Consider the following 26,310-nt stretch of genomic DNA (forward strand, 5'->3'; position numbering starts at 1 on the left):
CTTTGATTATTCAGCGTAGTAACTCTTGATTACTGCAGAAATCTTAGATACGAACTCGTCAGCATCTGCGATTGATCCCTTAGCATAATCAGCAAATACCTGACATGTCTCGTTCTGAAGACCATCCTTCTTAAGCATTGTGTGCCATCCGCTGTAGTTGCCAGCATCGATGTAGCTCTTCATGCTCTTGTAGAAAGGATTTGTAGCTTCAAACTCGCAATCATCGAAAGGAGATACAAGACCAGCCTTGTTTACAAGGATATCCTGTGCAGAAGAACCTGCGCACCAGTTGAAGAATGCCTTAGCTGCATCTACGTTGCCGTCCTTGTAAGCTACCCAGTATGACGGAGGTCCTGCGATGATTGTGTTGATACCATCCTCAAATGCATAAGGAGCGAAACCAACTTCGAAGCTTACATCATCAGGAGATGTTACACACCAGTTACCCTGTGTGATGAATGCGAACTTGCCATCCTTAAATCCGGCAACCTGCTCGTCATATGTTCCGTCAACAAGAAGGTGATCCTTATCTGCGTACTCGTTCATCATTCCAACGAACTCAGCGAAATCCTTCATTCTTGCTTCATCAATTGTACCGCCATCGTTAAGCATGTCGATGTACTTTGTGTCATCAGCCTTAAGACCAGCATCAAGGTACTGACCAAATACGTGTGTACCTGAAGACCATCCAAGGTTTGTGGGCTCTGCGCACCATGCAAATACTGCTGTAAGACCAAGCTCATCCTTCTTAGCGTCGATCTTCTCGCAAGCTTCTTTCCAAGCAGCGGGGCTTGTAAGAGAAGAAGGATCAACGTCACACTGTGAAAGGATGTCAGCGTTGTAACCAAGAGCAGTAGCCTCTACTGTATAAGGGAATCCGATTGTGCCCATGTTAGCATCAACGAGCTCGAATCCTGTCTTATCTGTCCATTCCTCACCTGCAAGATCAGCAAGCATGCCGTCCCATGTAGCAGCCTGGTTAGCTTCGATTACGAAGATGTCAGGCATGTTGTCGCCCTGGTACATTTTCTTAAGCTCATCACCTGCGCTTGTGTCACCACCGATTGTCTCGATAGCAACTTCGTTACCTGTTTCAGATTTGTAAAGCTCAGCGAGCTCTTTGAGCTGATCGTTGATCTCGGGCTTACCGTTAAGAAGACGGATAGCTCCTGCAGAAGCTGTAGAGTCTGTAGCTGTATCAGCAGCCTCTGTTGTGTCAGCGGCTGTATCAGCAGCCTCTGTTGTGTCAGCGGCTGTCTCTGTAGACTCAGCTGTATCAGCAGATGTGTCGGCACCTGAACCTGAGTTGCCGCCGCAAGCTGTCATGCTAAGAACCATTGTTCCAGCCAGAAGAATAGATAATACTTTCTTTTTCATGTTACCCTCCTTAATTGTGCACTTTGCCAATCAGATGTGTTGATTGGCGGTTACTTTTGCGCATAAGTTTTATGCTTAGTCTAAAATATCACGATGATAATCAAAATGCAAGTAAAAAATTTCTAAAGTCTCCAGATTTTGCAACACCTTATGCGTAAAAGCTGACTACGACTGGCTTTATATAAATTATTAAATTTTTAAAAAAATAATAAAAATCCTGTTTATAATTTGTCGGCACTTTGCTCAATCGTTTTCGTAGTAAGACCCGTTTTTGTTGTGTAACATGTACACTTTTTGGGACAAAAAAAGAAACCGAGAGGTTAACACCTTCACCGGTTTCTTTGATTTATATCGAATTTGGAAACTAAGTTTATTCGACAGGCTCTATTTTTTTGACAGTATCTCTTATTTTAAGTTTTGTCGGTAATTGTATCTGGTTAGGAGTCTTTTCACCTCGAATTCTCTTAAGAAGTGTCTCGGTGGCAGTTATTCCCTTTAGCTTCACATCCTGATGAACAGTGGTTACGGCAGGGCGATGGAACTGTGCAAGCAGAGTATCATCGAAACCGGCAACTGAGATATCATCGGGAACTCTTATGCCGCGATCCTCAAGAGCGGAGAGCAGCTGAACCGCATATAAATCGGATACACACATGATGGCGTCGAATTCGGGAGCTCTTTTACAGATTTCCTCAAGTGATTCCTCTATTTCATCACTTCTTGGCCTTATTTTAAGGAACCAGTCCTCTTCATAATGAATACCATTTCCCTCAAGAGCATATTTGTAACCTGAGAAGCGCTCATAGTCTACGCCGTTCATATTATCTGAAAGAAATGCTATTTTCTTATGGCCAAGCTTGATCATATAGTTAACCATGTCAAAGCATCCCTGTCTGTCATTAAGACCAACGTTAATAAAGTGCTTTAGTCCCTCTATACTATAGGTATCAATGCAGACGATAGGCTTTTTATAGCGTTCGCTGACGCGGATACCGTCGTTATCAATCATTCCGAAGAGCAGTAGACCATCAACGTTCCAGGTGGAAACATGTCTCATGATCTCGGTAGTATCACTTGAGATGTAGAGCATCATGAAGTAGCCGGCATTTCGTATCGATTCCTCAATACCACCTATAAGTTCGGATACAAAAGGATCCATTAGAAGATTCTCATACTTGTCGGCTCTTGCCTTGAGCGCCACGCCTATAATCTTTGACTCGTTCTGAGCAAGATTGCGTGCGTTGATGTTAGGCACGTAGTCAACTTTTTTCAAATAATCTTCTACAATTTTAATTGTAGCCGGAGATACTTCACCTGTTTTTCCGTGTATAACGTTGGAAACAGTGGTCGTACTCATATTTAGTTGCTTAGCGATTTCCTTAATTGTAATCATAAAAAATCCATTAACTAAAAAAATTAACTTTACAAAAGTTCAAAAATGATTATAGTGTAAAAATAACACAGCGAAAATGCGCTGTCAAAAATCTCAAAATGCACATAAATATAGAAACTTTTGCGTTAAAGTTAAAAACACCCCAAAATTATTTTTGAAAGGAAGTAGAAATGAACACTGTTTACGGCAAAATTAGTCCTATGAATGCAATAACCGCAGACATGACCTCCACACTCGGAGGAAAGGATATACAGATTCCTTCGGATATACCGCATGGAGACATGCCCGGAGATAAGATAGAGATCGGCGAAAGTCACATCGCCAAGGCAAAGACAATATTCCCCAGACTTTTGGAGGAGCTTACAAAGGTAACAGCAGCTAATCCTTACGGAAGAGCGGTTATTACCGTATGCGGGGGATCAGGTGTAGGAAAGTCGGAGATTGCTTCACTTCTTTCTTATATGCTTGAAGAGTCCGGTATCGGAAGCTACACAATGTCAGGAGACAACTATCCTCATCGCATTCCTATGTATAATGATGCGGAGAGACTTCACACATTCAGACAGTGCGCTATCCGTGGAATGGTAGACGGCGGTGCGATGAACGCAGAGAACTTAAAGAAGGTTCAGGAGTGGCAGGAACAGGGCGATGATGCCAATGCAGAACATGCAAAGGAGAATCCCTGGTTTTCATCATATCTTGAAGCAGGTAAAAAGGGCCTTTCCGAATACCTCGGAACTCCCGCAGAAACAGATTTTGCTGAAGTAGACAGTATTCTTGCCGCATTTAAAGATGGTGCGGACAAGCTCTGGCTCAAGAGAATGGGCAGAGATGAATGCACACTCTGGTACGACGAAGTTGATATGTCAAAGAAGCAGGTTCTTATCATAGAGTGGACTCACGGCAATACTGACTGCATGAAAGAGGTTGATATCCCGATTCTTCTTAACAGCACACCTCAGGAGACTCTTGAGCACAGAAGAAGCCGTGCACGTGACGGCAAAGTAGACAGTCCGTTTACAATGATGGTTCTTGAACTTGAGCAGAACAAGCTTATGGCACAGGCTCACAAGGCTAAGATAATTGTCAGCAAGCAGGGTGAGATCATAAGCTACGATGATTATAAGAAATTGATGGGTATCTGAAAAACTCATCCGCCCTTCGGGCACCTTCTCCAGTGGGGAAGGCAAAAAAGAAAGGAAACACAATGAGTAAATTTGTAGATAACGGACCTATGCTGAATGCTTACCCCGACAGCTGCGGCGGTACACTCGGCGATATTGTAACCTTCCTTGAGAAGGATGAACTTAAGGATACCTTCAGTTCATTCTATATCCTTCCGAGCATTTACAATACCGATCTAGACAGGGGCTTTTCCGTAATTGATTATGGTATTAATGAGGAGCTTGGCTCAAAGGCTGATTTGGACAGACTCCGCGCCCTTGGAATTGACCTTAAGCTTGATTTCATCTTAAATCATGCATCAGTTCTTTCACCGCAGTTCCAGGATCTTCTGAAAAACGGTGAGAAATCAAAATATGCAGACTTTTTCATAAATTGGAACAAATTCTGGGATGGCTGCGGAGAGATGACCGAGGACGGTTATATCCAGCCTGATGAGAAGTATATAAAGGACATGTTTTTCAGAAAGCCCGGACTTCCGATCCTTATGGTAAGAATGCCTGACGGAAAGGAGATACCGTACTGGAACACCTTCTATCAGGAGGTTCAGTACAGAAGACCGGATGCTCAGGACATTATTAATGCAGTAGAGGAATTTGACGGACAGGGATCCGAGAGAATTCAGTATATGACTGCAGAGAATATTGCGAAGTGTGTCTGCGAGGGTCTTGATGAGGGGAAAAAGCCGGAGGAAATAGATTTCGGTAAATATGCAAAATATCGCGAGGCAATTCTTGAATTCCTTGCAAACGGAAGAAAATATCTCGGACAGATGGATTTGAATATCAAATCAGATCTTGTCTGGGAGCACTATGAGAATACACTTAAGGCGCTTTCAGGATATGGAGCTGCCATCGTTAGACTTGATGCTTTTGCTTATGCTCCTAAGGAGCCTGGTAAGAAGAATTTCCTTAACGAGCCTGATACCTGGGATGTTCTTGAGAAGGTAAGGACTATTGCAGATAAGAACAGCTTGAGACTCCTTCCTGAGATTCACGACAGCTATGGTGCCGGCATCTATGAGAAGGTTGCAGGCAAGGGCTATATGACCTATGATTTCTTCCTCCCGGGACTTCTTATCTATGCGATGGAGCAGAAAAACGGTGAAGCACTTGCACGCTGGGCTAAGGAACTTGTGGATAAGAAAATCCGCGTGGTAAATATGCTTGGATGCCACGATGGCATACCGGTTCTTGATCTGAAGGGTCTTATTCCCGATGAGGAAATCGAGAAGCTGATAGAGACTATTGTCGGAAGAGGCGGACTTGTTAAGAATCTTCACGGACAGAAGAATATGTACTATCAGGTAAATTCAACTTATTACAGCGCTCTTGGCGCTGATGATAAGAAGATGCTCTTTGCGAGAGCGGTTCAGATGTTCATGCCGGGTAAGCCTCAGGTATGGTATCTCGATCTTTTTGCGGGAGAGAACGACTACGCTGCAGTAGAACGAGCTGGCGCGGGCGGACACAAGGAGATTAACCGCACAAATCTTTCAAATGAGGAGATGCTGGAAAAGCTTAGTAAACCGGTTGTGCAGAAGCAGCTTGAACTTTTGAGACTTCGTAATACCAATCCGGCATTCGGTTTTGATGCAAAGCTTGATCTTAAACAGGATGGTTCGGTTCTTACCTTTACATGGGAGAATAACGGAAACAAGATCTCGCTTAAGGCTGATTTTGCATCTTATGATTATGAAATAATAAAGTAAAATTTCATAAATATTACATGAAGGTGTTTCTTTAGGAAAACCGGGCGTTTTGGCCCGGTTTTCTTTTTTTATATACCTATTTTATAACAATTTTTATTTCTCTTTATTAATCGTAACAAAAAAATAATAGTGTACTCTAAAAGAATTCACCCCGGGTTTATATATTGATAATTTTTCTATCAATAATATTTATATGTTATCAGTACAATATGGATAACAAATATGATTTCCCGCAAAAGCGTGAAAAGGCGCAGTTTTTACGGGGGAGGAACGGGGGTAACAATGAGAAAATTTATGTTTAAGCAGCTAAAAACAGCATTGGTGCTTCTGTGTGCCATGCTTATTTTTTTACAGATGATTCCGTGTGCAAAACCGGTGAAAGTATATGCTGCTGAAGAAGAGGAAGAGGAATGCGAAGTTGAGGAAATAGAGCAAGGTGAAGAAGATGATGTTGAAGAAGATGAAGAAGACGACGATGATGGCGAGGAAATTAGTTTAGAAGAGGTAGAAAAGAAATCTGAAGGAGAAAATGCCAAAAAGCAGGAAAGCCAGCAGAATAAGACTACCGGGAAGCAGGAAAACTCTCAGAAACAGGCAGAATCCGGAAAGCAGGAGGGACAATCTGAAACCGTATTAAAGCAGGCGCCTAAGGGCAGGCAAAAAAAGCTTACGGTTGAATTACCCGCAGAAAAGCCAAGATATTATGATAAGGTGGCAATCGGTGAAGAGATAAAGATTGTTGTTAAATCTAAGGGAAAAAAGATAAACAATAAATATTTGAAGTTTAGTTCCAATAAGAAGTCGGTTGCATCAGTAAATAATGCCGGAATAATCACAGCTAATAAGTACGGCACGGCAAACGTTAAGGTTGTTTACAAAACAAAAAAGAAAAAAACTTATAAGTGCAATATATATGTCACTGTAGCAAAGAGTACTGTGCGGACACTTTATGTAGGTGATTCCAGAAGCGTTGACCTGTTCTCGGCAACGGCTGAATCGGTGTTTGGCGAGGTTCATAACGATATAGTTGTCTGTGCTTTGAATGGCGCAAATGTGAGATTCCTTGGAGAAGTACTTGATCATTCGGATCTTAGCGACTACGACATGATAATAACCTGGATGGGAGCAAATGATTTCGGTCATTTTAAGCCTTATATAGTTAAATACAACAGGCTTGTTTCGAAAGGGAAAAAGCTGGTGGTTTGTTCTGTTGGAATGACAAGGGACGCATTTCTTGATGAGGGCGGACAGCCGCTTTTCAACACCGGAGTTATAAACAGGTTTAATATCCAGCTGATGGACTGGGCAGGAAAAAAGAAAAAGGTAAAGACCGTATCAATGAACGACTACATCGCAAATAAGGTATCTATTGATTCGAAAGACGGGGTGCATTATTCACCAAAGCCCAATAAAGGACTGTGGAACTATATTCTTGATAAGGCGGAATGAACCTTTTTATACATAATTAAATGTAAATTCAAGTCAGCAGATCGAAACAGGCGGTTTTGTATCTGCTGATTTTTTATTCATAATATGAAATCCATTTTGCAAAATAATTTACTTATGGAGGATTCTGTAGTATATTATCATGTGGTTATTTTAGTAAACTAAACCGTGTAACACAGAATGGAGAAATAAAATGGTTAAAGCAGTAGTTGGAGCAAACTGGGGAGACGAAGGAAAAGGTAAGATCACAGATATGATGGCCGATCAGGCTGATGTGGTTGTACGTTTTCAGGGAGGCGCGAACGCAGGACATACCATTGTTAATAAGTATGGTAAGTTTGCACTGCATACTCTTCCTTCAGGTGTATTCCACCAAAATATAACAAATATCATCGGCAACGGTGTGGCACTTAATATTCCGGTACTCATCGGAGAGCTTAATTCAGTAATTGAGAAAAATGTGCCTACTCCGAATCTTCTTATTTCAGATCGTTGTCAGATAGTTATGCCTTATCACATTCTTTTCGATCAGTATGAAGAGGAGAGACTTGGCGGTAAGTCCTTTGGATCAACAAAGTCAGGTATCGCACCTTTCTATTCAGATAAATATGCAAAGATCGGTTTCCAGGTTAATGAACTTTTTGATGAGGAGCTTTTAAAGGAGAAGGTAGAGAGAGTTCTTGTTACAAAGAACATCCTTCTTAAGGAGCTTTATCACAAGCCGGAGATCAGTCCTGCAGAGCTTCTTGATACTCTTCATGAGTGGAGAGACATGGTTAAGCCCTATGTTGCAGACACTGCGTTGTTCCTTGAGAAAGCAATTAAGGAAAATAAGACAGTTCTTCTTGAGGGCCAGCTTGGAACTATGAAGGATCCTGACCACGGAATCTATCCTATGGTTACTTCTTCTTCAACATTGGCTGCATACGGAGCAATCGGAGCAGGTATCGCACCTTATGAGATTAAGCAGATTGTAGTAGTTAACAAGGCTTATTCTTCTGCTGTAGGAGCAGGTGCTTTCACATCAGAGATTTTTGGCGAAGAAGCTGATGAACTCAGAAGACGCGGTGGTGACGGCGGTGAGTACGGTGCAACTACAGGACGTCCTCGTCGTATGGGATGGTATGACTGCGTTGCAAGTAAGTACGGCTGCAGACTTCAGGGTGCAACCGACGTTGCTTTCACTGTTCTTGACGTACTTGGCTATCTCGATGAGATACCTGTATGTGTTGGTTATGAGATTGATGGTGAGGTTACCAAGGACTTCCCTGTAACACATCTACTTGAGAAGGCTAAGCCCGTATACGAGACACTTCCCGGATGGAAGAGCGATATCCGTGGCATAAAGAAGTATGAAGATCTTCCGGAGAACTGCCGTAAGTACATCGAGTTCATCGAGAAGGAGATAGGATATCCGATCACCATGGTATCTAATGGACCTGCCAGAGAAGATATCATCTATCGCGAGAGCCCGATTAAATAATTGAGGATTATACATGGCTAAACGAGGCAATAATGATAAAACTCCGCTTATCAGACGTATATTGGCAATAATAGGTGTTTTGGTTCTTCTCGGAGTAAACGGTATCTTTTTCACAAAGGCTGTTCGAGGGACCTTTGATACGCCGGGTGCATTTATGACAGCTGCTGTGTCTACTGTTGCAATACCAATAGTAGTCTGGCTCTTTGTGTGGGCTTTTTCGGCCGTTACAGGAAAAAGAACAGTAGCATCTCCGGATCCTTATGGGAGAAATGAGAAAGACGAATCTGAGGATGAGATAAAGGCAGAAGACCTGAATATTGAGGAATCTACAGATAAGTCCGAGACTTCCTCGGTACCAGGGAAACACGACAGGATATCCAATGGAAAAGTCGATACCGTGATTTTTGATATCGGCGGAGTTCTCGCTGATTTTTGCTGGGAACAGTTCATCAAGGATAAGGGTTACGTTGAGGATACAGTAAACAAAATCGCAGAAGCCAGCATTAAATCTCCCGCATGGGATGAATTTGACAGAGGTGTTCTCGATACTATGGAAGTAATACAGGGGTTTGTAAAAAACAATCCTTCCATGGAAGCGGAGTTGTATGATGTTTTCTCTGACCTTAGTGGTCTTTTGAGGAAAAGAGAGCGGACTATTCCCTGGATACGAGCGCTTAAGAAAGCAGGCTTTAAGGTTTTTGTTCTTTCCAATTATTCAAAGCAGGCTGAGGATGCCAACCCCTTTATGAAGGAATTCCTTGATGAGGTTGATGGCGGAATTCTTAGTTATAAGGAACAGATAATAAAGCCCGACAGAAAAATCTTTGAACTTATATGCGAACGATACGACCTTATTCCGGGTAAGTGTGTATTTATAGATGATCTTCAGCGAAATGTAGATGCTGCAAGTGATTTCGGAATGAAGTCAATATTGTTTGAGAGCTACGAACAGGTAGACAGAGAGCTTTCAAAGCTTGGGGTTACCTGTAAGATTGAGATGTAATGTGAAGATTTTTGATTTTTATAAAAATAGTATTGACAGTATAACGATAAGAGTGTTATATTATCCGAGTATGTAAAACAAAGCAGAGGTTTCCACTCTCACCCTGTGGCGCACAGCTTGCAGGTGTTAATACATCTTAGATACCGCAGATATTGGACTACGCGGGTATTCTGATTGATTGTTAAGTGGACTTCCTTTGTGAGTCCACTTTTTTTTATACAAGTTTTGGAGGTACAAAGCTATTAGCAATAACGATTTATTCATCAATGAACAGATCAGAGACAAAGAAGTTCGTGTTATTGGGGTAGACAATGAGCAGCTTGGCGTTATGTCAATTCAGGATGCCAGAAAGCTTGCTGATGAGGCCGGAGTTGATCTGGTTAAGATAGCACCCAATGCTAAGCCGCCGGTTTGCCGTATTGTTGATTACGGTAAATTCAAGTATGAGCAGCTTCGCAAAGAGAAGGAAGCACGTAAGAAGCAGAAAAATGTCGAGATTAAGGAGATAAGACTTTCACCCAATATCGACACTAACGACCTTAATACAAAGGTTAACGCTGCTAAGAAGTTCCTCGAGAAGGGTAACAGAGTTAAAGTTACTTTGAGATTCAGAGGACGTGAGATGGCTCACATGGGAGCAAGTGTGCATATTCTTACAGATTTTGCTGAGGCTCTTGCTGATATCGCTGTGATTGATAAGCAGCCTAAGGTTGAGGGACGTTCTATGACCATGTTCCTTACCGAGAAGAAGTAATGTCTCTTGCTCATAAGGCAAGTTACATATATAAGTAATTATTCAGCTTGATTATTGGATGATTACACTGTCCTTTCGGACGGATAATGAAATAATTTACAAGCATAGGAGGATTTAGTTATGCAGCACAAGATGAAAACAAACAGATCTGCTGCCAAGCGTTTCAAGGTAACAGGCACAGGTAAGCTGATCCGTAACAAGGCGTACAAGCGTCACATTCTTACAAAGAAGTCTACAAAGAGAAAGAGAAATCTCAGACAGGCAGCAGTAGTTGACGCTACCAATGTAAAGACAATGAAGAAGATTCTGCCTTACGTTTAATCTTAAGTATTATCGTATAAGAGCAGTACCGGTTATTCGAAATTAATTTAGGAGGAAAACGAAATGGCAAGAATTAAAGGTGGCATGAATGCCAAGAAGAAGCATAAGAGAGTTTTAAAGCTCGCTAAGGGCTATAGAGGCGCTAGATCAAAACAGTACAGAGTTGCTAAGCAGTCAGTTATGAGAGCACTTACATCAGCATTCGCTGGTCGTAAGCAGAAGAAGAGAGATATGAGATCTCTTTGGATCACACGTATCAACGCTGCAGCTCGTCTTAACGGAATGTCTTATTCAAACCTTATGCACGGCCTCAAGCTTGCAGAGGTTGAGATCAACCGCAAGATGCTTGCTGAGATGGCTGTAAATGATCCTGAAGGATTCAAGACTCTTACAGAGATCGCTAAGCAGAAGATAGCATAACTATTACGAACCGTTCCCAATGATTTGGGAGCGGTTTTTTTATGCCCAAAAACTTTCAAATTTCGTACATTTTGAAAGAATGATTAACCTAGAATAAACTTTATAAACAAGCATAAATTCTTTGGGAAAAAAGTATGTAAATCCTTGTAAATACTGGCTTGTAAGGGTAAAGTACAAGATAGAGAAGTGATCATAAAAATGGAAAAATATGAAAAAAACATTTAAAAAATGACATTTAGTGTTGATTTTTTAAATCAAATATAATATCATAAAATAAGCGAAACGCGTGAAAATGTGTTTCAATTATGATTGAAAAGTTTTCCAAACAGGTTGACTTTTTAGTCCGTAGTTTAATATGGATGGAATTCAGGGCAAAGCTATCGTGAGGTAGTGACGCAAAGCTACAGGGTCTGAGGCTTTTCAGACAGCCAGCTGCCTGCGCTTTTATTTTAGGAGCGCGGTTAAATTCGCAGTGATGATTTGCCCTGTTTGAGAAGCTTCAAACAGGGCGTTCTTTTTTGAGGGATATTTATGGCAAAGCGGTATTTCCGAAAAAATACAGTAGAAAACTATGCTAAAAGGCACGACTTTTTAAGAAGGTGGCTTTCAGTAATGCTGGTTGTCGGTCTTCTGATTACTACCGTTACTTTATATGCCATGAATAAGGCGGCTTCAGCTGTTACCGAAGAGGGAGCTGAGGAAGTTGGTATGGTCCTTAATCCCGAAGCTCTGGGTAGTCCTGAGGGCGGTGAAGAGGAATCCGCAGAGGAGAGCTCTGAGGAAGAATCCGGTGAGGAGTCCGGTGAAGAGATTGCAGAAGAATCCTTCGAGGAGTCATCTGAGGAATCTTTTGAGGAGGAATATACCGAAGAAGGCAGCGGCGAGGAGTCCGCAGAAAATCAGGAAGAATATGTTGCTGATGCCGGAGAAGCTGAGGAATATTCCGAACAGAGCTCTGAGGAAATTGTGGAAAATGAGGAGACTTCAGGAGAAGAGGGAAATGATGAAAGTATAGAGGAAGGCTCTGAAGAGACTATAGAAGACGAAAATGCTGAAGAGACAACCGAAGAAACAACACAGGAGCTTGCAGAGGAAGCACCTGATAGTATAGAACTTTCAGCAGATGTCAGACTCACAGTTTCTTATATTGACGAAGCAGGCGAACTTATTAAGGATGAGGAAGGAAATGCTGTAGCTGATGAAAGAGAGATGAACCTCTCAGAGGGACTTGATCTTACAGCAGGAAGCAGCGATGTGCGTGAAATAGAGGGTTACACCTATGTAGGTGCAGCCCTTGATGACGTGCCTGTAACCGGAATTACTGTTAAAAGACTTGAATCCGAAGGCGAAGAAAGCGGATTTAAGTATTACGAAGCTACCGATGAAAGCGGAAATACCTATGATGTCACTTCCGATGCTAAGCTTGTAATCACCTATCTTAAATCCGAAGAGGAGGTGGCAGAGATCGAAGGCAAGAGATCAAAGGTAATAATCGATGATGTTGCTGTTACCGCAGTTTATGTAAATTCTGCAGGCGAGCATATCAAGGAAGACCAGAAACTTGAGCTTACAGAAAATCTTGATCTCTCCAAGGCGGAAGAGACTGAAAAGATAGATGGATATTTCTTTAAGGAGGTTACTTATCAGGATAAGAAAGTAGCTTCGGTAAACATTGTTGAAAAAGACATCACTGATGAAATGATCGACAAGGCCATCGAAGAAGGCAAGTCTGTCGAGCTGACGGAGAAGAAAACGAGCGATTCTTCTGAAAACAGTTCTGCAACGGCAGCGGAAGATGCAGCTAATGAAACAGCTGCTGATAGTGAAACTTCCGAAGCTTCAGGTACATCTTCCACAGGAAAGAATATTGTGATAATCGTGGAAGCTGAGGATGGAACCAGAACGATAGAGGAAGGCAGTGCAACCACATATAAGACCTATGAGGTTGTTACTGTTGAAGGTGAGACTATCGAGGTTACAGAGGACTCCGAGATTTCCTTCACTTATCTTAATGCTAATACTCAGGATACCTTCACTGTAACCAATGACAAGGTAACTGTTACAGTTAAACTCTCCAATCCCGGATCACTTCCGGAGGGAGTGGAACTTGTAGTGTCCGAAATTAATGAGAATTCCGGCGGATACAACTATGATGCATATCTGCAGGCTATGAACGAGAATGCAGAAAGCATTGCCTCTGCCAGCGGACAGGAAGAGGCTCAGATTTATGACAAATCCAATACTCTTATATATGACATCTGCTTCAAGCTGGATGGCGTTGAGTATCAGCCTGCAGAGGGAACAGCTTCTGTTTCCATGCAGCTTATAGAGAATCAGCTTTCAGAGGATCTCGGCGCAGAAAATGAGGAGGACGTAACTGTAATCCACATGCCCGTATCCGAGGAAGTAATGCAGAATGTTGATTCAACTGAGGAAGCTACAAACATTTCCTCAGGAGATATCTCCATCGAAGTTATGCCTGAAAGCAATGCAAATCTTGAAGGAGACAAGGACAGTGTTGAGTTTGAAACAGATTCCTTCTCAGCCTGGGCTATAACTATCAACGGAACCTATACCTGGACCGGAAATAATAGCATGTCATCTTCCCAGATTGCAGAGGGACTTGGCGATAACATTTATTTCAGCGTTGTTGCAAATGATCTTGCGCTAGCTACTCACTCTGAAGGAAACGTTGCCGTTGTAAATCTTCAAGGTGGCGCCGCAGGCAATGCACTTGGTAATTCTACGAATGTTTATACTCACATCAGCGGATTTGACCTCACGGTTACAAGAAAAGCATCAAGAGCCGGAAGATATAATTTTGCGATTTACTCAAATTCCAAGGCTGAGGGTAATCCGGTTCATACTTTCAGCATAGATGTTACCAGTAACGGTGGAAGCGGAACCTATACCGTTCCTGTAGATGCTAAGCAGTATACTAATCTTTTCGTGTTTGAGCTTGATTCTCAGGGTAAGCCTATAACTGATTCAGCAAAGTATGTTTCTACGGATAACGGCAAAGGAGATAATTCCCTTATCGGAAAATTCAGCGATAACTATGTAGAGAACATGAATGGTAATTCTCCTCAGTATGTCATTCAGAAAGTGGATGGACAGACAATCAATCTCTATGTAAAGAATGAGAACAAGGTTTACAGGAAAACGGGAGACGACGTTAAGGATGAGGCTTTAACAAGTCCTTATCCTGTAAATGTTGGAAGCCTTCTTTCGCAGGCATATTCATTATCAAAATCTCTGGCATATATAAAGACCAATGATTCGGTTGAAGTTGTGAATATTAAGGCGACAACAGGAAACTTCAGGGAAGATGTGGGTAATGCCCTCGGAAAAGATCAGAACTGGATTACAGCCGAAAACGGAGGCTTTAGTTTTGGCGGCAAGCTCTTGGTAATAAATCTTGATCTTACAAGGTTTGTAGATAAGGGTTATGCAATAACCCAGTTTATTGCGAACGGCTCGAAGAGCGGTCAGGACTGGGAAGAAGTCGCAAATCAGATAATTATAAATCCTGTTCAGAAGGTTAACGGCGAATATGTGCCCTATACAGGAGCACTTACTCTTCAGACAACCTCCGGCACGATTGTTGCGCCTTCGGCATACGTCAAGCACGAATCCGGTAACCACGTCGGAACAATCATCGGAAGTACTGTAAATCATGCAAGCGGTGAGATTCATAAGATTACTGTTCAGAGATACCTTACGCTCAAAGGCAACGTTACAATCAGCGACGGCGAAGGCGAAGTAGGCGGATCACTCGAATTTAATGTTATTAAAAAAATCAACGGCTCAAAAGAAAATGTGACGGAAACATTCTCCTTCAAGCTGGAGAGACTTGTTGACAATAAAACCAGATGGGATACGGTTGAATCTGATATTAAAAACGCAGGCAGCAACATAAGCTTTAAGGTTGAGGATATATCTCTAAATGATCATCTTAAGGATATGACTGTCGGACAGACCTATGTATTCAGATTTACAGAAAATAAACTTCCTGACAATTCGCCCTACACTAAGGACGGATCCTTCATCCTAGTGAAGGTTAAGGATTATCGTACGGCGAAGCAGGAAATAAACTATTACCGCGTTCCGATGTATGAGGAGGACACGGAAGGTAAGATTATACTGGATGAAAAAGGCGAAAAGAAGGTATATTACGGATACAGTGATGTTCTTCAGAATCCTTCTCAGGCACCTAATTACTGCAATACTGCACACCGTGTTTATGATGATGATATCGCTTTCAATAACACCAAGGGCGGAAGTCTTACGATTAAGAAAGTTTGGAACTACGATTCCTTTAAATATCCGTTCATTTATGTGTATGTATGCGGACGTGCAGGTGGTAAGGATATTACTTCAGAAAGCAGATTAGTAACGCTCAGCTGGGAGAATAACTGGACTGAAACAATTACAGACCTGACAACAGCTACTGCAAAGGGTAGTCCTATTATCTACAGGGTTGCAGAAGTAAATGCGATAGATGCTTACGGCAACGTGCTGGATTACAATACAATTCTTGCAAGACTTAATGCCGGTGACCACAGATTGCTTCTCTATGACGATGGTGACACTGATGCTAATAATGTCACTAAGTATTCGGACGGGCAAAGTGCAGTACTTCCGGGCGGAGATGTGAGAATAAGCAAAGCTTCAAATGGATATGTGGTAAGCTACAGCACTACGGTTCCGAATATGAAGTCTACCTATGGCGGAAGCTCATGGCAGAGAGTTGGGCTTGTTGACGGTAACGGCGGCGAAGTAACAATAACCAATACTCAGGTAATAGACTTTGAGGTTACAAAGAACTGGATACTTGATGGGAAAAATCTTCCGGATAAGAGTCTGGTAAAGATAGAGCTCTGGATGAATTCAGCAAATATCCAGGATCAGGCAACAGGTATTGAGCCGGTTGTGGTAACTGATAATATTACGCCTACAGTTGAAGGTGCTGACACGGCATGGACATACACCTGGAAGACACTTCCTGCCTTTGATTCCCAGGGAGAGCCGATAGTTTACTATGCAAAAGAGACTTTGATTCCTGAGGGATTTTCATCAGATGCTGAGACAGAGGGTAAGAAGGTAACTACTATCACGGAAAACTATAAGGATTCGAGCACAGGATGCGAGAGACTAAGGAAAGTAAGCATTACCAATACCGGAATGTCTCTTAAGCTGCATATGAACAAGCTTCTTGATGCAAAGGATCCCGGAACCGAGAAGTACTACTTCTGGGTAAGGATGTATGATGAAGAGACAGGCGATTGTAAGGGAAGATATCTTCCGGATCACAACTGGGTCGCAAATAACGGAAAAGCAATTGATTATGAAATCGATCCAGCTGCATGGGAAATGAAGGTTGGCGGAACTTACTACTTCCTCTTCAGAGAGGGTAAGTGCGACGAAAACAATAAAACTACCTGCACGATGGATCCGGGTGCAATAATTGCAAAGGTGAATTATACAGCGATAGGCACAGCTGAAATTCACTATTACAAAGTTTATGAGTCCTCGGATACTGATGCATTATTTGCCAATAATTCTCTGGCGCCATCATATTGCACAAATGAAGTGACAGATGATGATGTGGCATTTAAAAATAAGACCGGTGCAAGTGCGGATATTTATGTTGTGAAGGAATGGGATTCACTTGTGGGACCTCCGCTTACGGATTCCTGGACACCTGATAACATTTTCGATGTAATAGTTAAGCTCTATTCGAAAGAGGATGGAAAAGAGACACTGGTCGGAACCAAGACCATTAGCGTATCCGATAATTCAACCGCTGATTCAAAGAAGGAAAGACTTGGCGGAAGAGGCGGATATCCGAGCGTATGGACAGGAAGATCCAACCCGATAGTTTTCGAGGATATGCCGGCTTATGACTCAAAGGGCAACAAGATAGAGTACTTTGTAAGAGAGTACTGTATGTATGAAGGCCAGGAAACAGAGCTTACTTTGAACGGAGCGACAGTAAACGGATATAAGCTTACCGACAAATATACTGAGAAAGCAAAAGATGGCTCAACACAGTTTGTTCTCCACAATACTCCTTACCTCATAATTCAGAAGGAGTGGACAATAAACGGTCAGCCTGTTTCTGCTGAAAGTGCAAAGAGCTTTGGTGCTGTTTTCGTAAACCTTTATCAGTCCTATCGAAACTCCGGCGATGACGGAGCATATCAGGGTGATGCATCAAGCGGTATAAATGGTATAAAACTAATACAGTCAGCGATTGTTTTATCTGCAGATAATGACTGGACTTATGAGGTTGCGGTTGAAAGAAAGCATGATGCGGAGCAGCAGTATGTATACTATATCCGTGAGTGTGATAAAGACGGAAATCCTTATCCCGACAGTAATCTGCGTACTTACTATGATTACAATTACAATAATGTGACAAAACTCTCCGATTACAGGTATGCGCGTGGATTTACGGATAGGAATAACGGAGGAAGTCAGGGTACGACGACCTGGAACCTTGCCTATGTTTCGGGAAACAATTTCCCGTTCATTAAGCTTAAAGTAGTAAATGAGCGCGGAGGTTATACACTTCCTAATTCCGGTGGAAGTGGCACGATGAGATATTATCTTGGCGGACTGGCTCTTATTATGCTTGCCTTTGCAGGCCTGGCCATCATGCTGCTGAAGAAGTACGGACATAGAAAATTGTAGTACAATTATACTTTTGGTTAAAAAGTTTATAAATTATAGTCAAAAATGACTATTACGAAAATAATAGCACTGGGCTATAATGTGTATGCGTTTTTTGTAATGTATTCTTTAAGTCATAATCTAATAATTGTTGCGATCAAAGATTGGTGTTCATAGAGGTGAGCCATGGCACAGAAAGAATTACGAAAACTTAACAGAAAAGAACTTCTTCAGATGCTTGTTGAATTTTCCGAAGAAAGTGAGGCAATAAGAGCCCACGAGAAGGAGATGCAGGAACAGTTCGACAAGGAGAGAGAACAGCTCCTTCAGCAGATGGCTGACGAGAGAGCGGATCTTTTGGCCAAGTTCGATGAAGAGAAGGCTGAGATGAGAAGCAAATTCACGCAGCAAAAGGAAGAACTTCAGGCCCAGTACGCAAAGGAGAAGGCAGCATATATGCAGCAGGCCGCCATTGAAAGAGCTGCGCTTCTTAACAGCTTCAACGAAGAGAAGGCTGAGATGCGTGAAAAATTCAATGAACAGAAGGCAAAGGCAGAGGCACTTTTCCAAAAGGATATCACGGGACTAAGGGCCAGGCATGAAAGAGAGTTCAAGGGCTTTCATGCACGCCTTGAGAGAGAAAGAGATGCCCTTCACGCTGAGGAAGAGAAGAAGTTACAACAGATAGAAGATGCAGGCACACTTGCTGAGGCGGTGCTTTCCATAAACGGCTTCTTTGAGGCTGCCAAGAAGGCCGCAGAGCAGTATGAAGAGACTGTAAAGAAGATAGAGGCTATGAGAATAGCAGAAGCTGAGCGCGGATTTAAACCTGAGGAAAAGGGCGAATCCGAGGAGATGCTCAGGATTAAGAGACTTTCAGGAACTCTTAAGAAGGCAGAGGCAGCTGAAAAGGCCGCTGACCCTGAAGAGTTAGTTGAAGCTGATGTTGATGAGAATAAGACTTCGGAAGCTGCCGATGAAAAAACTGAAAAGAAAACCGTAAAGAAAACGACAGCGAAAAAAACTACGACTAAAAAATCGACAACTAAAAAAGCAACAACTAAAAAAACAACAGCCGAAAAAAACTCAATCACAAAAAAGAAAGCCACCTCCAAGAAAACTAAGACAGATGATGAGGCTGAAAGCGGTGAAATAGCTGAGGTTAAGAAAACTCAATCAAAAAAAGCAAAAAAAATTGAGGAAACTGAAAATTCAACCACCACTGAAAACCCCGCCGCTGCGGATGAAGCATGAGTAATCAACGCTGTCAAGTACGAATTATGAATAAATCATTTCATATTTCGTAAACATAAAAATTTGTACCTCACTTATAATGAAAAAGCTACCCGCTGAATCGCATTTATTCAAGTGCGTTTTAGCCTGGACTAAACAAGGAGTAATATGGATACGGAAATCAAAAAAGTCCAAGTCGAAGAAACTCCAAATGATCAATTGAATAAACCGTCGCTGGATGAACTGAAGGCAGAGCTTAAGCGCGAATACAGAAAGCACGACTATAAGAGAGCCCTAAGGAATACTCTTGTGGTTATCGTAGTTGTTGCGGCGCTATCGGTACTTGTATCAAGCTTTTTTATCACAGTTCTTAAGGTTACCGGTGACAGCATGACTCCCACTCTGGAGACAGGACAGATAGTAATAGCGAATAACTATTCTGAGTTCAAAACAGGAGAACTGATCGCTTTTTACTACAATAACAAGGTGCTTGTTAAGCGAGTTGTTGGATCTCCGGGAGACTGGATCAACATTGACGAGACCGGCAAGGTATTTGTCAATGGCGTAGAACTTGATGAACCGTATATTTCGGATCCGAGTCAGTATGCTGCCGGAATGGGAGAAGGCGACAAGGTTGAGTTCCCGTATCAGGTACCGGATAAGAGGTACTTTGTTCTGGGAGATCACAGATCGGTTTCGATTGATTCAAGATCCACCACAGTTGGATGCGTTTCCGCAGAACAGCTGATTGGCGGAGTGTTTTTCAGGATATATCCTTTTAAGGATTTCGGGGGAATTGAAAGTAAGGCCAGCACCGGCAATGAAAGCATGGAAGAGCCGGAATTGCAGTAAAACGGGATGGAGAACAGGTTAAGGGAAGGAAAGAATGAGGAATCTAGATAACAATCGCGTTGAGGGGTTTGTAAAAAAGCACATTTTCTTAAAAAGATGGATATCTGTGATGCTTGTTGTAGCACTACTTGTTACCTGCACAACAATGTATGCCCTTAATAAAGCGGCATCCGCAGTATCTGAGGAGACCGCAGAAGATGTGGGAATGGTGCTTACCGGTGAAGGCAGCGAAGAGGGAACTGAAGAAGCCGGAGTTACAAACGAAGAAGAAAGCACAGAAAACGCGACTCCTGTAGAAAATAGTGAAGAAGGTGAAAGCTCTGAGGAGAATGCATCTGCTTCAAGTGAAGAAGCTGAAAGCGCAAATACAAGTGAAGAGGCTTCCGCTGGAAGTGAGACAGGTGCTTCAGAGACTGAGAATGTAGAAAATACAGAGAATTCTGAAACTTCAAATGAAGGTGAGAGCACAGAAGAGACTGCTGTTACAGAAGAAGTAAATGCTTCTACTGAGGGTGAAAGCACAGAAGAGAACGTAGCAGGCGAGGAAGCTGTAACTGAAGAGCAGACTGAGAATACAGAAGATAATTCATTGCTTGCTAGCAACAATGACATCGAGCTTACAGAGGATGTTGTTCTCACAGTTTCTTATGTGAATGAAGCTGGCGAGAAGATTGCTGACGAAAAAGAGATCAACCTTTCCGAGAGCCTCGACTTTACTACCGAAGCTCCCAAGCAGGAAGGTTATGAGTTTGTAAATGCTGCAATCGACGGAACAGTAATCACCAAGATCGTAGCAAAGAAGGACGCAAACGATCACAAGTATTACGAAGTTACTGCTGAAGATGAAACAGTTGTTTCCATAAAGGAAAACAAGACGGTAGTTCTTACATATGCGCTGGTAGTAGAAAGCGATATAACACTTACTGCTAAGTATGTTGATAAGGATGGAGCAGAACTCAGAGAAGCAACTAAGCTTAATATAGGTGAAGAGCTTGGCATTTCAAAGAAAGAAAATGTTGAAGCTATCGAGAACTACTTCTATATTGGCGCTGCTTATAACAATCAGAAAATCACATCAATAAAGGCTGTACTTGGAGAAAATGCAGCAGTTTCTGATGGTAATGCTGCTGAGGGTGCAAACAAAGCTTCTTCTTACGAGTTAACAACTAAAGACGGACAGATCATTACAGTAAATGAAGATGCTGAGATAATCCTCACATATTACAAGGCAAGTACAGAGACAGAGTTTACATATTCTGATGATAAGGTAACAGTTGTTGCGACTATGAACTCACAGGGTATTTTCCCTGAAGGCATAGAGCTTTGTGTTACCGAGATCAATGCTAAGACAGAAGGATATAACTATGATGCATATCTTAAGGCGATGAATGACAATGCTGATAAGATTGCAGATCGTAATGAGGAAGAAAAAGCTCAGACTTTCGATGAGACTAATACTCTTCTTTATGACATAGCTTTCAAACTTGACGGGGTTGAATATCAGCCTGAGGCAGGTGCGGTTACAGTATCCATGAAGCTGAATGAGAAACCTATTTCAGAAGACAATGGATTTGTAAAGCCCGAGGATGTCTCAATTGTTCATCTGCCTATTTCCGAAGCTGTTATGGAAAATGTAGATGCTACGAGTGAAGCAACTGACTTTACTGCTGAAGATGTTAAAGTAGAAGTCCTTGATGAAAAAGAAAACAACGTAGAGGTTGAGTTCGAAGAAGAATCAGATAATGTTTCATTTGATTCAGGATCATTCTCAACATATGCATTGGTTTATTTGTGGGGCAATATCATTTCCTGGGAAGGAACGAACACAATGTCTGCGGATGAGATTGTAAGGTCTCTTGGTGACAGCACAATGTTTGGTGCTGTAGCAGATACTTACGAGGGATCCGGAGATGCTGACATCGAGGCTAACATAGCTGTTAATCATTTGAAGAAAATTATTGATTTTGGTAATTCTTCAGAGGTTTATACACATGTTTCCTATGATGGATACAATATTACAAAATACTCCACAAAACCCGGTGTTTTCTACTTCGGTTTATATTCTGAGGAATATACCAAGAAGAATACCAATCCAAAGAATATTGGATATTTCGGAATAAATGTTACAGGTCAATCTGAAACGGTTAGTCTATTAGATGCGTTTAGTAAAGAAACACTGAAATCATATGGAAGATTTTATGTGTATGAGATTGATCCGGCTAGTGGAAACATAGTTCCTAACGGAGGTACTTTCAAGAGTAATAATACTGAATTTACCGTAACGTATGACTCAAATGCGTTCGTTACTGAAAGTGACAAGGATATAGTCAGAACATTCAGTACTTCATTTGTTGAGAGCAATGAGACCGGTACAAACTTATATGATGCACTGAAGACAATCGATGGAAATACGGTTGTTGTTAAGAATAGAGATGGCTCTTATACTGAGTACTCTTTCCCTAATAACAGTAAAGGAAAGACTTATGAAGGAAAAGTATATAAAGCATCAGAGCTACTTGATACAGCTAAGAATGTTTCTAAACAGCTTGCTCTTTTAAAGAGTAGCGATGACGTAATAGTTATAAATGCTATTGGAACAAGTGATGGCTTTAGAAAGGATGTTACAAAAGCTTATAAGAATACACTGGATGAAGATACTGTTAATAACTATTTGACAAGATATGGTATCGATCTTGGTAATAAGCTTCTTGTAATAAATCTTGATCTTACACTTTGTGGTGGTAATTATGATATCACGCAGTTCGCTGTAAGAGATGCTGCGGGAAATATAATTCCCACGGGACAGGGTTGGAATGAGATTGCAAATCAGATAATCATCAATCCATTGCAGCGTGACAGCAACAATAATTTACTTCCTTATCAGGGTACGCTTTCTCTGAATACAGTATCAGGAACATTCCTTGCTCCTGAGGCTAAGGTGATTATTGATAATGGAGCAGTTCCCGGAGCTGTTATTGCAAACTATATTTACCAGAAGAAGGAAATACATAAGCTTACAGTAAGAAAGCGTCTCAATGAAGAGGCAAGTATCGGCATTAACAACGTTCATGACAGTGCGACGGGTAACCTTCGTATTCATAAGATGGTTGTTAACGAGTTTGGAGAAAAGCAGGTAAGAGAAGACAGAAATTCTGCAATCTTGCAGAATGTTTACTTCAAACTGCAGAGAGAGGGAGACGACTCATATATCTGGTTTAGGGGCTTTGTAGGAAGTGCCGGAAAAGAAGACTATGCTTATGAATACACCTCTAAGCATAAGCCTAAGAAGGATAAAAAGACTAAACAGGATATCAAATACAGAGTCGTCTATAACGACAGTGCGCAGTGGACTATATTTGACCTTCCTGCAGGAACTTATACAGTTACAGAGGTTGGAGATGGACTTACATTCGAGTATGATCCTTCAAATGATTCAATCACTGTTAAGCAGGACGCAGAGCTGACACGTGTTACGCATTATGCGGTTACAGTTGACTCTGAAGGTGGCAAATACATGGGCGACGGCGGAAATAACTTTAGAGCCGTTTTCTCATCAAATGTTCAGAATAAGAGTTACAATCCGCCTGAAAATGTCCATGTAGGTGGTGCTACAGAAACTGTACAGATATCAAATTACTACAGTCCTCCGTTTGCTCCTATCAGGGCTACTAAGAATCTTTTAGGTGGTAATTGGCTTGATGATATGGAATTCACCTTTGAAATTACACCTATGGGATACAATATAACAAATTCTGAGGGAATGCCGTATTCAAACAGTGATCCTCAACCTATGCCTGAGCATAATACTGTGACAGTGGGTAAGGATAAACAGACAAATGGCGTTGCTATAGCTGATTTCGGAAATATCCTGTACAGATACGAGGGTACATACAAGTACAAGATTACGGAGCAAAAAGGTGATGCTTCCGGGGTGGATTATGATACCAAGGCATATTATGTTGTAGTTGTTGTTGGTAAGAAGGACACCTATTTCACTAAGAGTTATACATACTCGAAGCTTGCTAATCCGGGTATACCTAATTCGACGAATCAGACGGAAGAATTCCATTATCTTGGTGCGGATGTTTATTATTACCTGGATGAAAATTGCACACAGCTTGTAGAAACCTGTGAGGTTTACCTTGGAACAAATCCGAAGACAGGTGCGCTTGACACATCAGCTTATAAGGTGAGGTGCTCAAATGCTACAAGCAAGGTTGTATTTAATAACACAGCGTATGGAACTCTTACAGTCAAGAAAGAGTGGATTAAACCCGAATCTAATGACGGAGAAGTAATACCTAAGGAAATTACAGCTTACATTAAGCAGAGGATTGCCGGAAATAATAATGGTTGGAAGGTTTATAAAACCATTCAGCTCACTGATAAAAACGGATGGACCTGGAATGAGGAGAGACTTCCTATCATCGATGCTCAGGGTAATACCTATGAGTACACTGTTGAGGAAGAAGCATATGATACATATGATATTTCCTACAAATACAATAACAATTCTGTTCAACCGGGATTCGTAATGAGTCTTGGAGATGGAAACAGTTATGGAAATGCAACTATTACGAACAGAATACTTGTTGTAAATGTACTTCCATCATCCGGCGGCATGGGAACGGTTCCGTTCATGATAATCGGAATTGTTATGATAACAGCGGCAGCAGGAGCATTGCTCTTTGGCCGCAGAAAAAAGGATTAAAATGCTAAAAGCATTTTAACAAGGTGCTCATTTGCACCTGATATAAGTAGTAACAAAGCAACTAAAAAACGTCTAAAACAGACAAGATTCAAGACAAAAGGAGAGAGGTTTTACATGAAAGGTTTAAAGAAATTTATCACAGGAATCCTTGCCGGTGCTATGGCATTTTCCATAACATTTACTGCAGGTTCCGCAATGACAGCAAATGCTGCTGACATCACAATCACAAGAGATTCTTCAGCTACTCAGACAGGCGTGGATGAAGCTGCAGTAGAAGCACAGACTTACACTGTATATAAGATTCTCAGTGCTGAGAAAGCAGACAATAATGAGTATACATATTATGTAACAGACACTAATCAGAAAGCTGTTCTTGAGCAGATCGGTTTTACTTTTTCACAGGTATCAGTAAACGGAGAGACAAGATATCTTGCAAACTTTACAGGAACTGATGGAGATGCATTAGCTAAGGCTATTCAGGAGAAGCTTAGTACAAACGCATTTACTGCAGTTGCAACTAATGTACCGGCTACAGCAGGCGCGACAAAAATTCCTGTAGGCGATGACGGATACTATCTTATTATTTCATCTGTTGGTACAAAGCTTATCGCTAACACATTTGTTGATGGTGGTACTGTAAAAGAGAAGAATGTTTATCCTACTCTTGATAAGAAACAGAGAAAAGAGAACGTAGGAGATTATTCAGACGATAAACTTGTAGTTAAGGTTGGAGACATTATTGAATATAGCATTGATGTTACTGTACCTTACAACACAAGTGAAGATATTATAGTTTTGGATAAGATGTCTTCCGGTCTTGAATTAGTTGGAACTCCTGAAGTTTCTGGTATTTCAACTTCTTATGAGGAATATGCTGTTGAAGGATATAGTTTTGGCTTTAAGTTTGCTAAAACAACATCTACAGAACCAGCTTCTCAGGCAGGTAAAATCACTTTCAAGGCTAGAGTAACTAAGGATGCTATCGTTGATACAGGCAGAAAGAACGAAGCAGAGCTTAGATATGGTAATTACATTACAAAGGATGAGGTTCCTTATGGCTTAAAGAAGACCGGTGCTCATAAGTATGATGGTGTTACAAATGCTAATCTTGCAGGCGCTGAGTTTACTCTTGAGATGGTAAATGGAGAAGAAGTAACAGAGATTAAAGTGGTTAAGCATGACAATGGTGTATATTATCCCAGCGATGAAGCTGATGCATCTTCAACAGTTGTTTCTGATGCTAATGGTCTGATCATTATTCGTGGTCTTGAGGATGGCAAGAATTATCAGCTGAGAGAGACAAAGGCTCCTGAAGGATATAACCTTCCTGCAGGTGATGATGCAGTATTCAACCTTGATTTAGAGGACGATACATTAGGAACTGATGGATCTGTCAGCAACCCTGCGAATCTCAGAGAGATTGCAAACTATAGCGGTGCTACACTTCCTTCAACAGGTGGTATCGGTACAACAATTTTCTACATCATCGGTGGACTTCTCATCGTAGCAGCTGTTGTATTCTTCGTAGTACGCAGAAAGGCTGACGCTGAGTAATTCAAGTTCGTTGAAGTAGAGGGATTATTACACGTATTTTATTACTGGAATAATTGAATCTTGTTTCTGTAGACAATATATATAGAAACATACTGTACACCGGCTCGGGCTCATCCGCCCGATCCGGGATACAGATATATTATTTCGGAGGGGCTTTATAGGAATAAGGGGGAGAATTTTGTTGTGGGGAAGGCT

General features: G+C 41.5%; 15 protein-coding genes and 1 riboswitch. Of the genes, 13 read left to right on the top strand and 2 right to left on the bottom strand.

The window, feature by feature from the left end; all coding sequences use genetic code 11:
* Nucleotides 1-6: 6 nt before the first annotated feature.
* Both G596_RS0103770 and G596_RS0103775 read right to left on the bottom strand, forming a co-directional pair.
* Nucleotides 7-1,377, bottom strand: a complete 1,371-nt coding sequence (locus G596_RS0103770) for an ABC transporter substrate-binding protein (protein ID WP_022760506.1) — start codon at nucleotides 1,375-1,377, stop codon at nucleotides 7-9.
* Between the two features lie 370 nt (nucleotides 1,378-1,747).
* The gene (locus G596_RS0103775; RefSeq protein ID WP_022760507.1) at nucleotides 1,748-2,770 is read right to left on the bottom strand and encodes a LacI family DNA-binding transcriptional regulator; all 1,023 of its coding nucleotides are present in this window, start codon (nucleotides 2,768-2,770) and stop codon (nucleotides 1,748-1,750) included.
* Nucleotides 2,771-2,940: 170 nt separating this feature from the next.
* Between G596_RS0103775 and G596_RS0103780 the strand changes: the two genes are divergently transcribed.
* The 13 genes from G596_RS0103780 to G596_RS0103840 all read left to right on the top strand — a co-directional run bounded on the left by G596_RS0103780 (nucleotide 2,941) and on the right by G596_RS0103840 (nucleotide 26,115).
* Nucleotides 2,941-3,915 (top strand): hypothetical protein, encoded by a 975-nt coding sequence (locus tag G596_RS0103780; protein WP_022760508.1) that lies wholly within the window; start codon nucleotides 2,941-2,943, stop codon nucleotides 3,913-3,915.
* A 62-nt stretch (nucleotides 3,916-3,977) separates the two neighbouring features.
* Nucleotides 3,978-5,663 carry an alpha-amylase family glycosyl hydrolase gene (locus G596_RS0103785; RefSeq protein WP_022760509.1) on the top strand — a complete coding sequence of 562 codons (1,686 nt, stop codon included), beginning with the start codon at nucleotides 3,978-3,980 and terminating at the stop codon, nucleotides 5,661-5,663.
* Between the two features lie 282 nt (nucleotides 5,664-5,945).
* On the top strand, nucleotides 5,946-7,112 hold the full coding sequence (locus G596_RS0103790; protein ID WP_022760510.1) for an SGNH/GDSL hydrolase family protein: 1,167 nt from the start codon (nucleotides 5,946-5,948) through the stop codon (nucleotides 7,110-7,112).
* Nucleotides 7,113-7,302: 190 nt separating this feature from the next.
* A complete protein-coding gene (locus G596_RS0103795) occupies nucleotides 7,303-8,592 on the top strand; it encodes an adenylosuccinate synthase (protein ID WP_022760511.1) in 1,290 nt (429 codons plus the stop codon).
* Between the two features lie 13 nt (nucleotides 8,593-8,605).
* Entirely contained in the window at nucleotides 8,606-9,595 is a 990-nt protein-coding gene (locus G596_RS23435; protein WP_022760512.1) for an HAD family hydrolase, read from the top strand.
* 241 nt (nucleotides 9,596-9,836) lie between these two features.
* Nucleotides 9,837-10,349, top strand: coding sequence for a translation initiation factor IF-3 (gene infC / locus G596_RS0103805; protein ID WP_026498495.1), 513 nt, complete (start codon nucleotides 9,837-9,839; stop codon nucleotides 10,347-10,349).
* Between the two features lie 120 nt (nucleotides 10,350-10,469).
* A complete protein-coding gene (gene rpmI, locus G596_RS0103810; RefSeq protein ID WP_022760514.1) occupies nucleotides 10,470-10,670 on the top strand; it encodes a 50S ribosomal protein L35 in 201 nt (66 codons plus the stop codon).
* Nucleotides 10,671-10,733: 63 nt separating this feature from the next.
* Complete coding sequence (gene rplT / locus G596_RS0103815) at nucleotides 10,734-11,090, top strand: 50S ribosomal protein L20 (RefSeq protein ID WP_022760515.1); 357 nt, start codon at nucleotides 10,734-10,736, stop codon at nucleotides 11,088-11,090.
* A 360-nt stretch (nucleotides 11,091-11,450) separates the two neighbouring features.
* Nucleotides 11,451-11,530, top strand: a riboswitch (cyclic di-GMP riboswitch).
* 91 nt (nucleotides 11,531-11,621) lie between these two features.
* Nucleotides 11,622-17,786, top strand: a complete 6,165-nt coding sequence (locus tag G596_RS0103820) for a Cna B-type domain-containing protein (RefSeq protein ID WP_022760516.1) — start codon at nucleotides 11,622-11,624, stop codon at nucleotides 17,784-17,786.
* 165 nt (nucleotides 17,787-17,951) lie between these two features.
* The gene (locus G596_RS23440) at nucleotides 17,952-19,019 is read left to right on the top strand and encodes a hypothetical protein (protein WP_022760517.1); all 1,068 of its coding nucleotides are present in this window, start codon (nucleotides 17,952-17,954) and stop codon (nucleotides 19,017-19,019) included.
* A 147-nt stretch (nucleotides 19,020-19,166) separates the two neighbouring features.
* Nucleotides 19,167-19,850 carry a signal peptidase I gene (lepB, locus tag G596_RS20780; protein WP_022760518.1) on the top strand — a complete coding sequence of 228 codons (684 nt, stop codon included), beginning with the start codon at nucleotides 19,167-19,169 and terminating at the stop codon, nucleotides 19,848-19,850.
* A 34-nt stretch (nucleotides 19,851-19,884) separates the two neighbouring features.
* Nucleotides 19,885-24,561 carry a Spy0128 family protein gene (locus G596_RS0103835; protein WP_022760519.1) on the top strand — a complete coding sequence of 1,559 codons (4,677 nt, stop codon included), beginning with the start codon at nucleotides 19,885-19,887 and terminating at the stop codon, nucleotides 24,559-24,561.
* 114 nt (nucleotides 24,562-24,675) lie between these two features.
* Complete coding sequence (locus G596_RS0103840; RefSeq protein WP_022760520.1) at nucleotides 24,676-26,115, top strand: SpaA isopeptide-forming pilin-related protein; 1,440 nt, start codon at nucleotides 24,676-24,678, stop codon at nucleotides 26,113-26,115.
* Nucleotides 26,116-26,310 lie beyond the last annotated feature (195 nt).

It is taken from the genome of Butyrivibrio sp. AD3002, from assembly GCF_000420905.1.
GTDB lineage: Bacteria > Bacillota > Clostridia > Lachnospirales > Lachnospiraceae > Butyrivibrio.

Coding starts and splice junctions, on each gene's coding strand:
- G596_RS0103795 (WP_022760511.1), top strand. CDS start 7,303: ATGGTTAAAGCAGTAGTTGGAGCAAACTGGGGAGACGAAGGAAAAGGT.
- G596_RS0103820 (WP_022760516.1), top strand. CDS start 11,622: ATGGCAAAGCGGTATTTCCGAAAAAATACAGTAGAAAACTATGCTAAA.
- G596_RS0103780 (WP_022760508.1), top strand. CDS start 2,941: ATGAACACTGTTTACGGCAAAATTAGTCCTATGAATGCAATAACCGCA.
- G596_RS0103785 (WP_022760509.1), top strand. CDS start 3,978: ATGAGTAAATTTGTAGATAACGGACCTATGCTGAATGCTTACCCCGAC.
- G596_RS0103775 (WP_022760507.1), bottom strand. CDS start 2,770: ATGATTACAATTAAGGAAATCGCTAAGCAACTAAATATGAGTACGACC.
- G596_RS0103790 (WP_022760510.1), top strand. CDS start 5,946: ATGAGAAAATTTATGTTTAAGCAGCTAAAAACAGCATTGGTGCTTCTG.
- rpmI (WP_022760514.1), top strand. CDS start 10,470: ATGCAGCACAAGATGAAAACAAACAGATCTGCTGCCAAGCGTTTCAAG.
- G596_RS23440 (WP_022760517.1), top strand. CDS start 17,952: ATGGCACAGAAAGAATTACGAAAACTTAACAGAAAAGAACTTCTTCAG.
- G596_RS23435 (WP_022760512.1), top strand. CDS start 8,606: ATGGCTAAACGAGGCAATAATGATAAAACTCCGCTTATCAGACGTATA.
- lepB (WP_022760518.1), top strand. CDS start 19,167: ATGGATACGGAAATCAAAAAAGTCCAAGTCGAAGAAACTCCAAATGAT.
- G596_RS0103840 (WP_022760520.1), top strand. CDS start 24,676: ATGAAAGGTTTAAAGAAATTTATCACAGGAATCCTTGCCGGTGCTATG.
- G596_RS0103835 (WP_022760519.1), top strand. CDS start 19,885: ATGAGGAATCTAGATAACAATCGCGTTGAGGGGTTTGTAAAAAAGCAC.
- G596_RS0103770 (WP_022760506.1), bottom strand. CDS start 1,377: ATGAAAAAGAAAGTATTATCTATTCTTCTGGCTGGAACAATGGTTCTT.
- rplT (WP_022760515.1), top strand. CDS start 10,734: ATGGCAAGAATTAAAGGTGGCATGAATGCCAAGAAGAAGCATAAGAGA.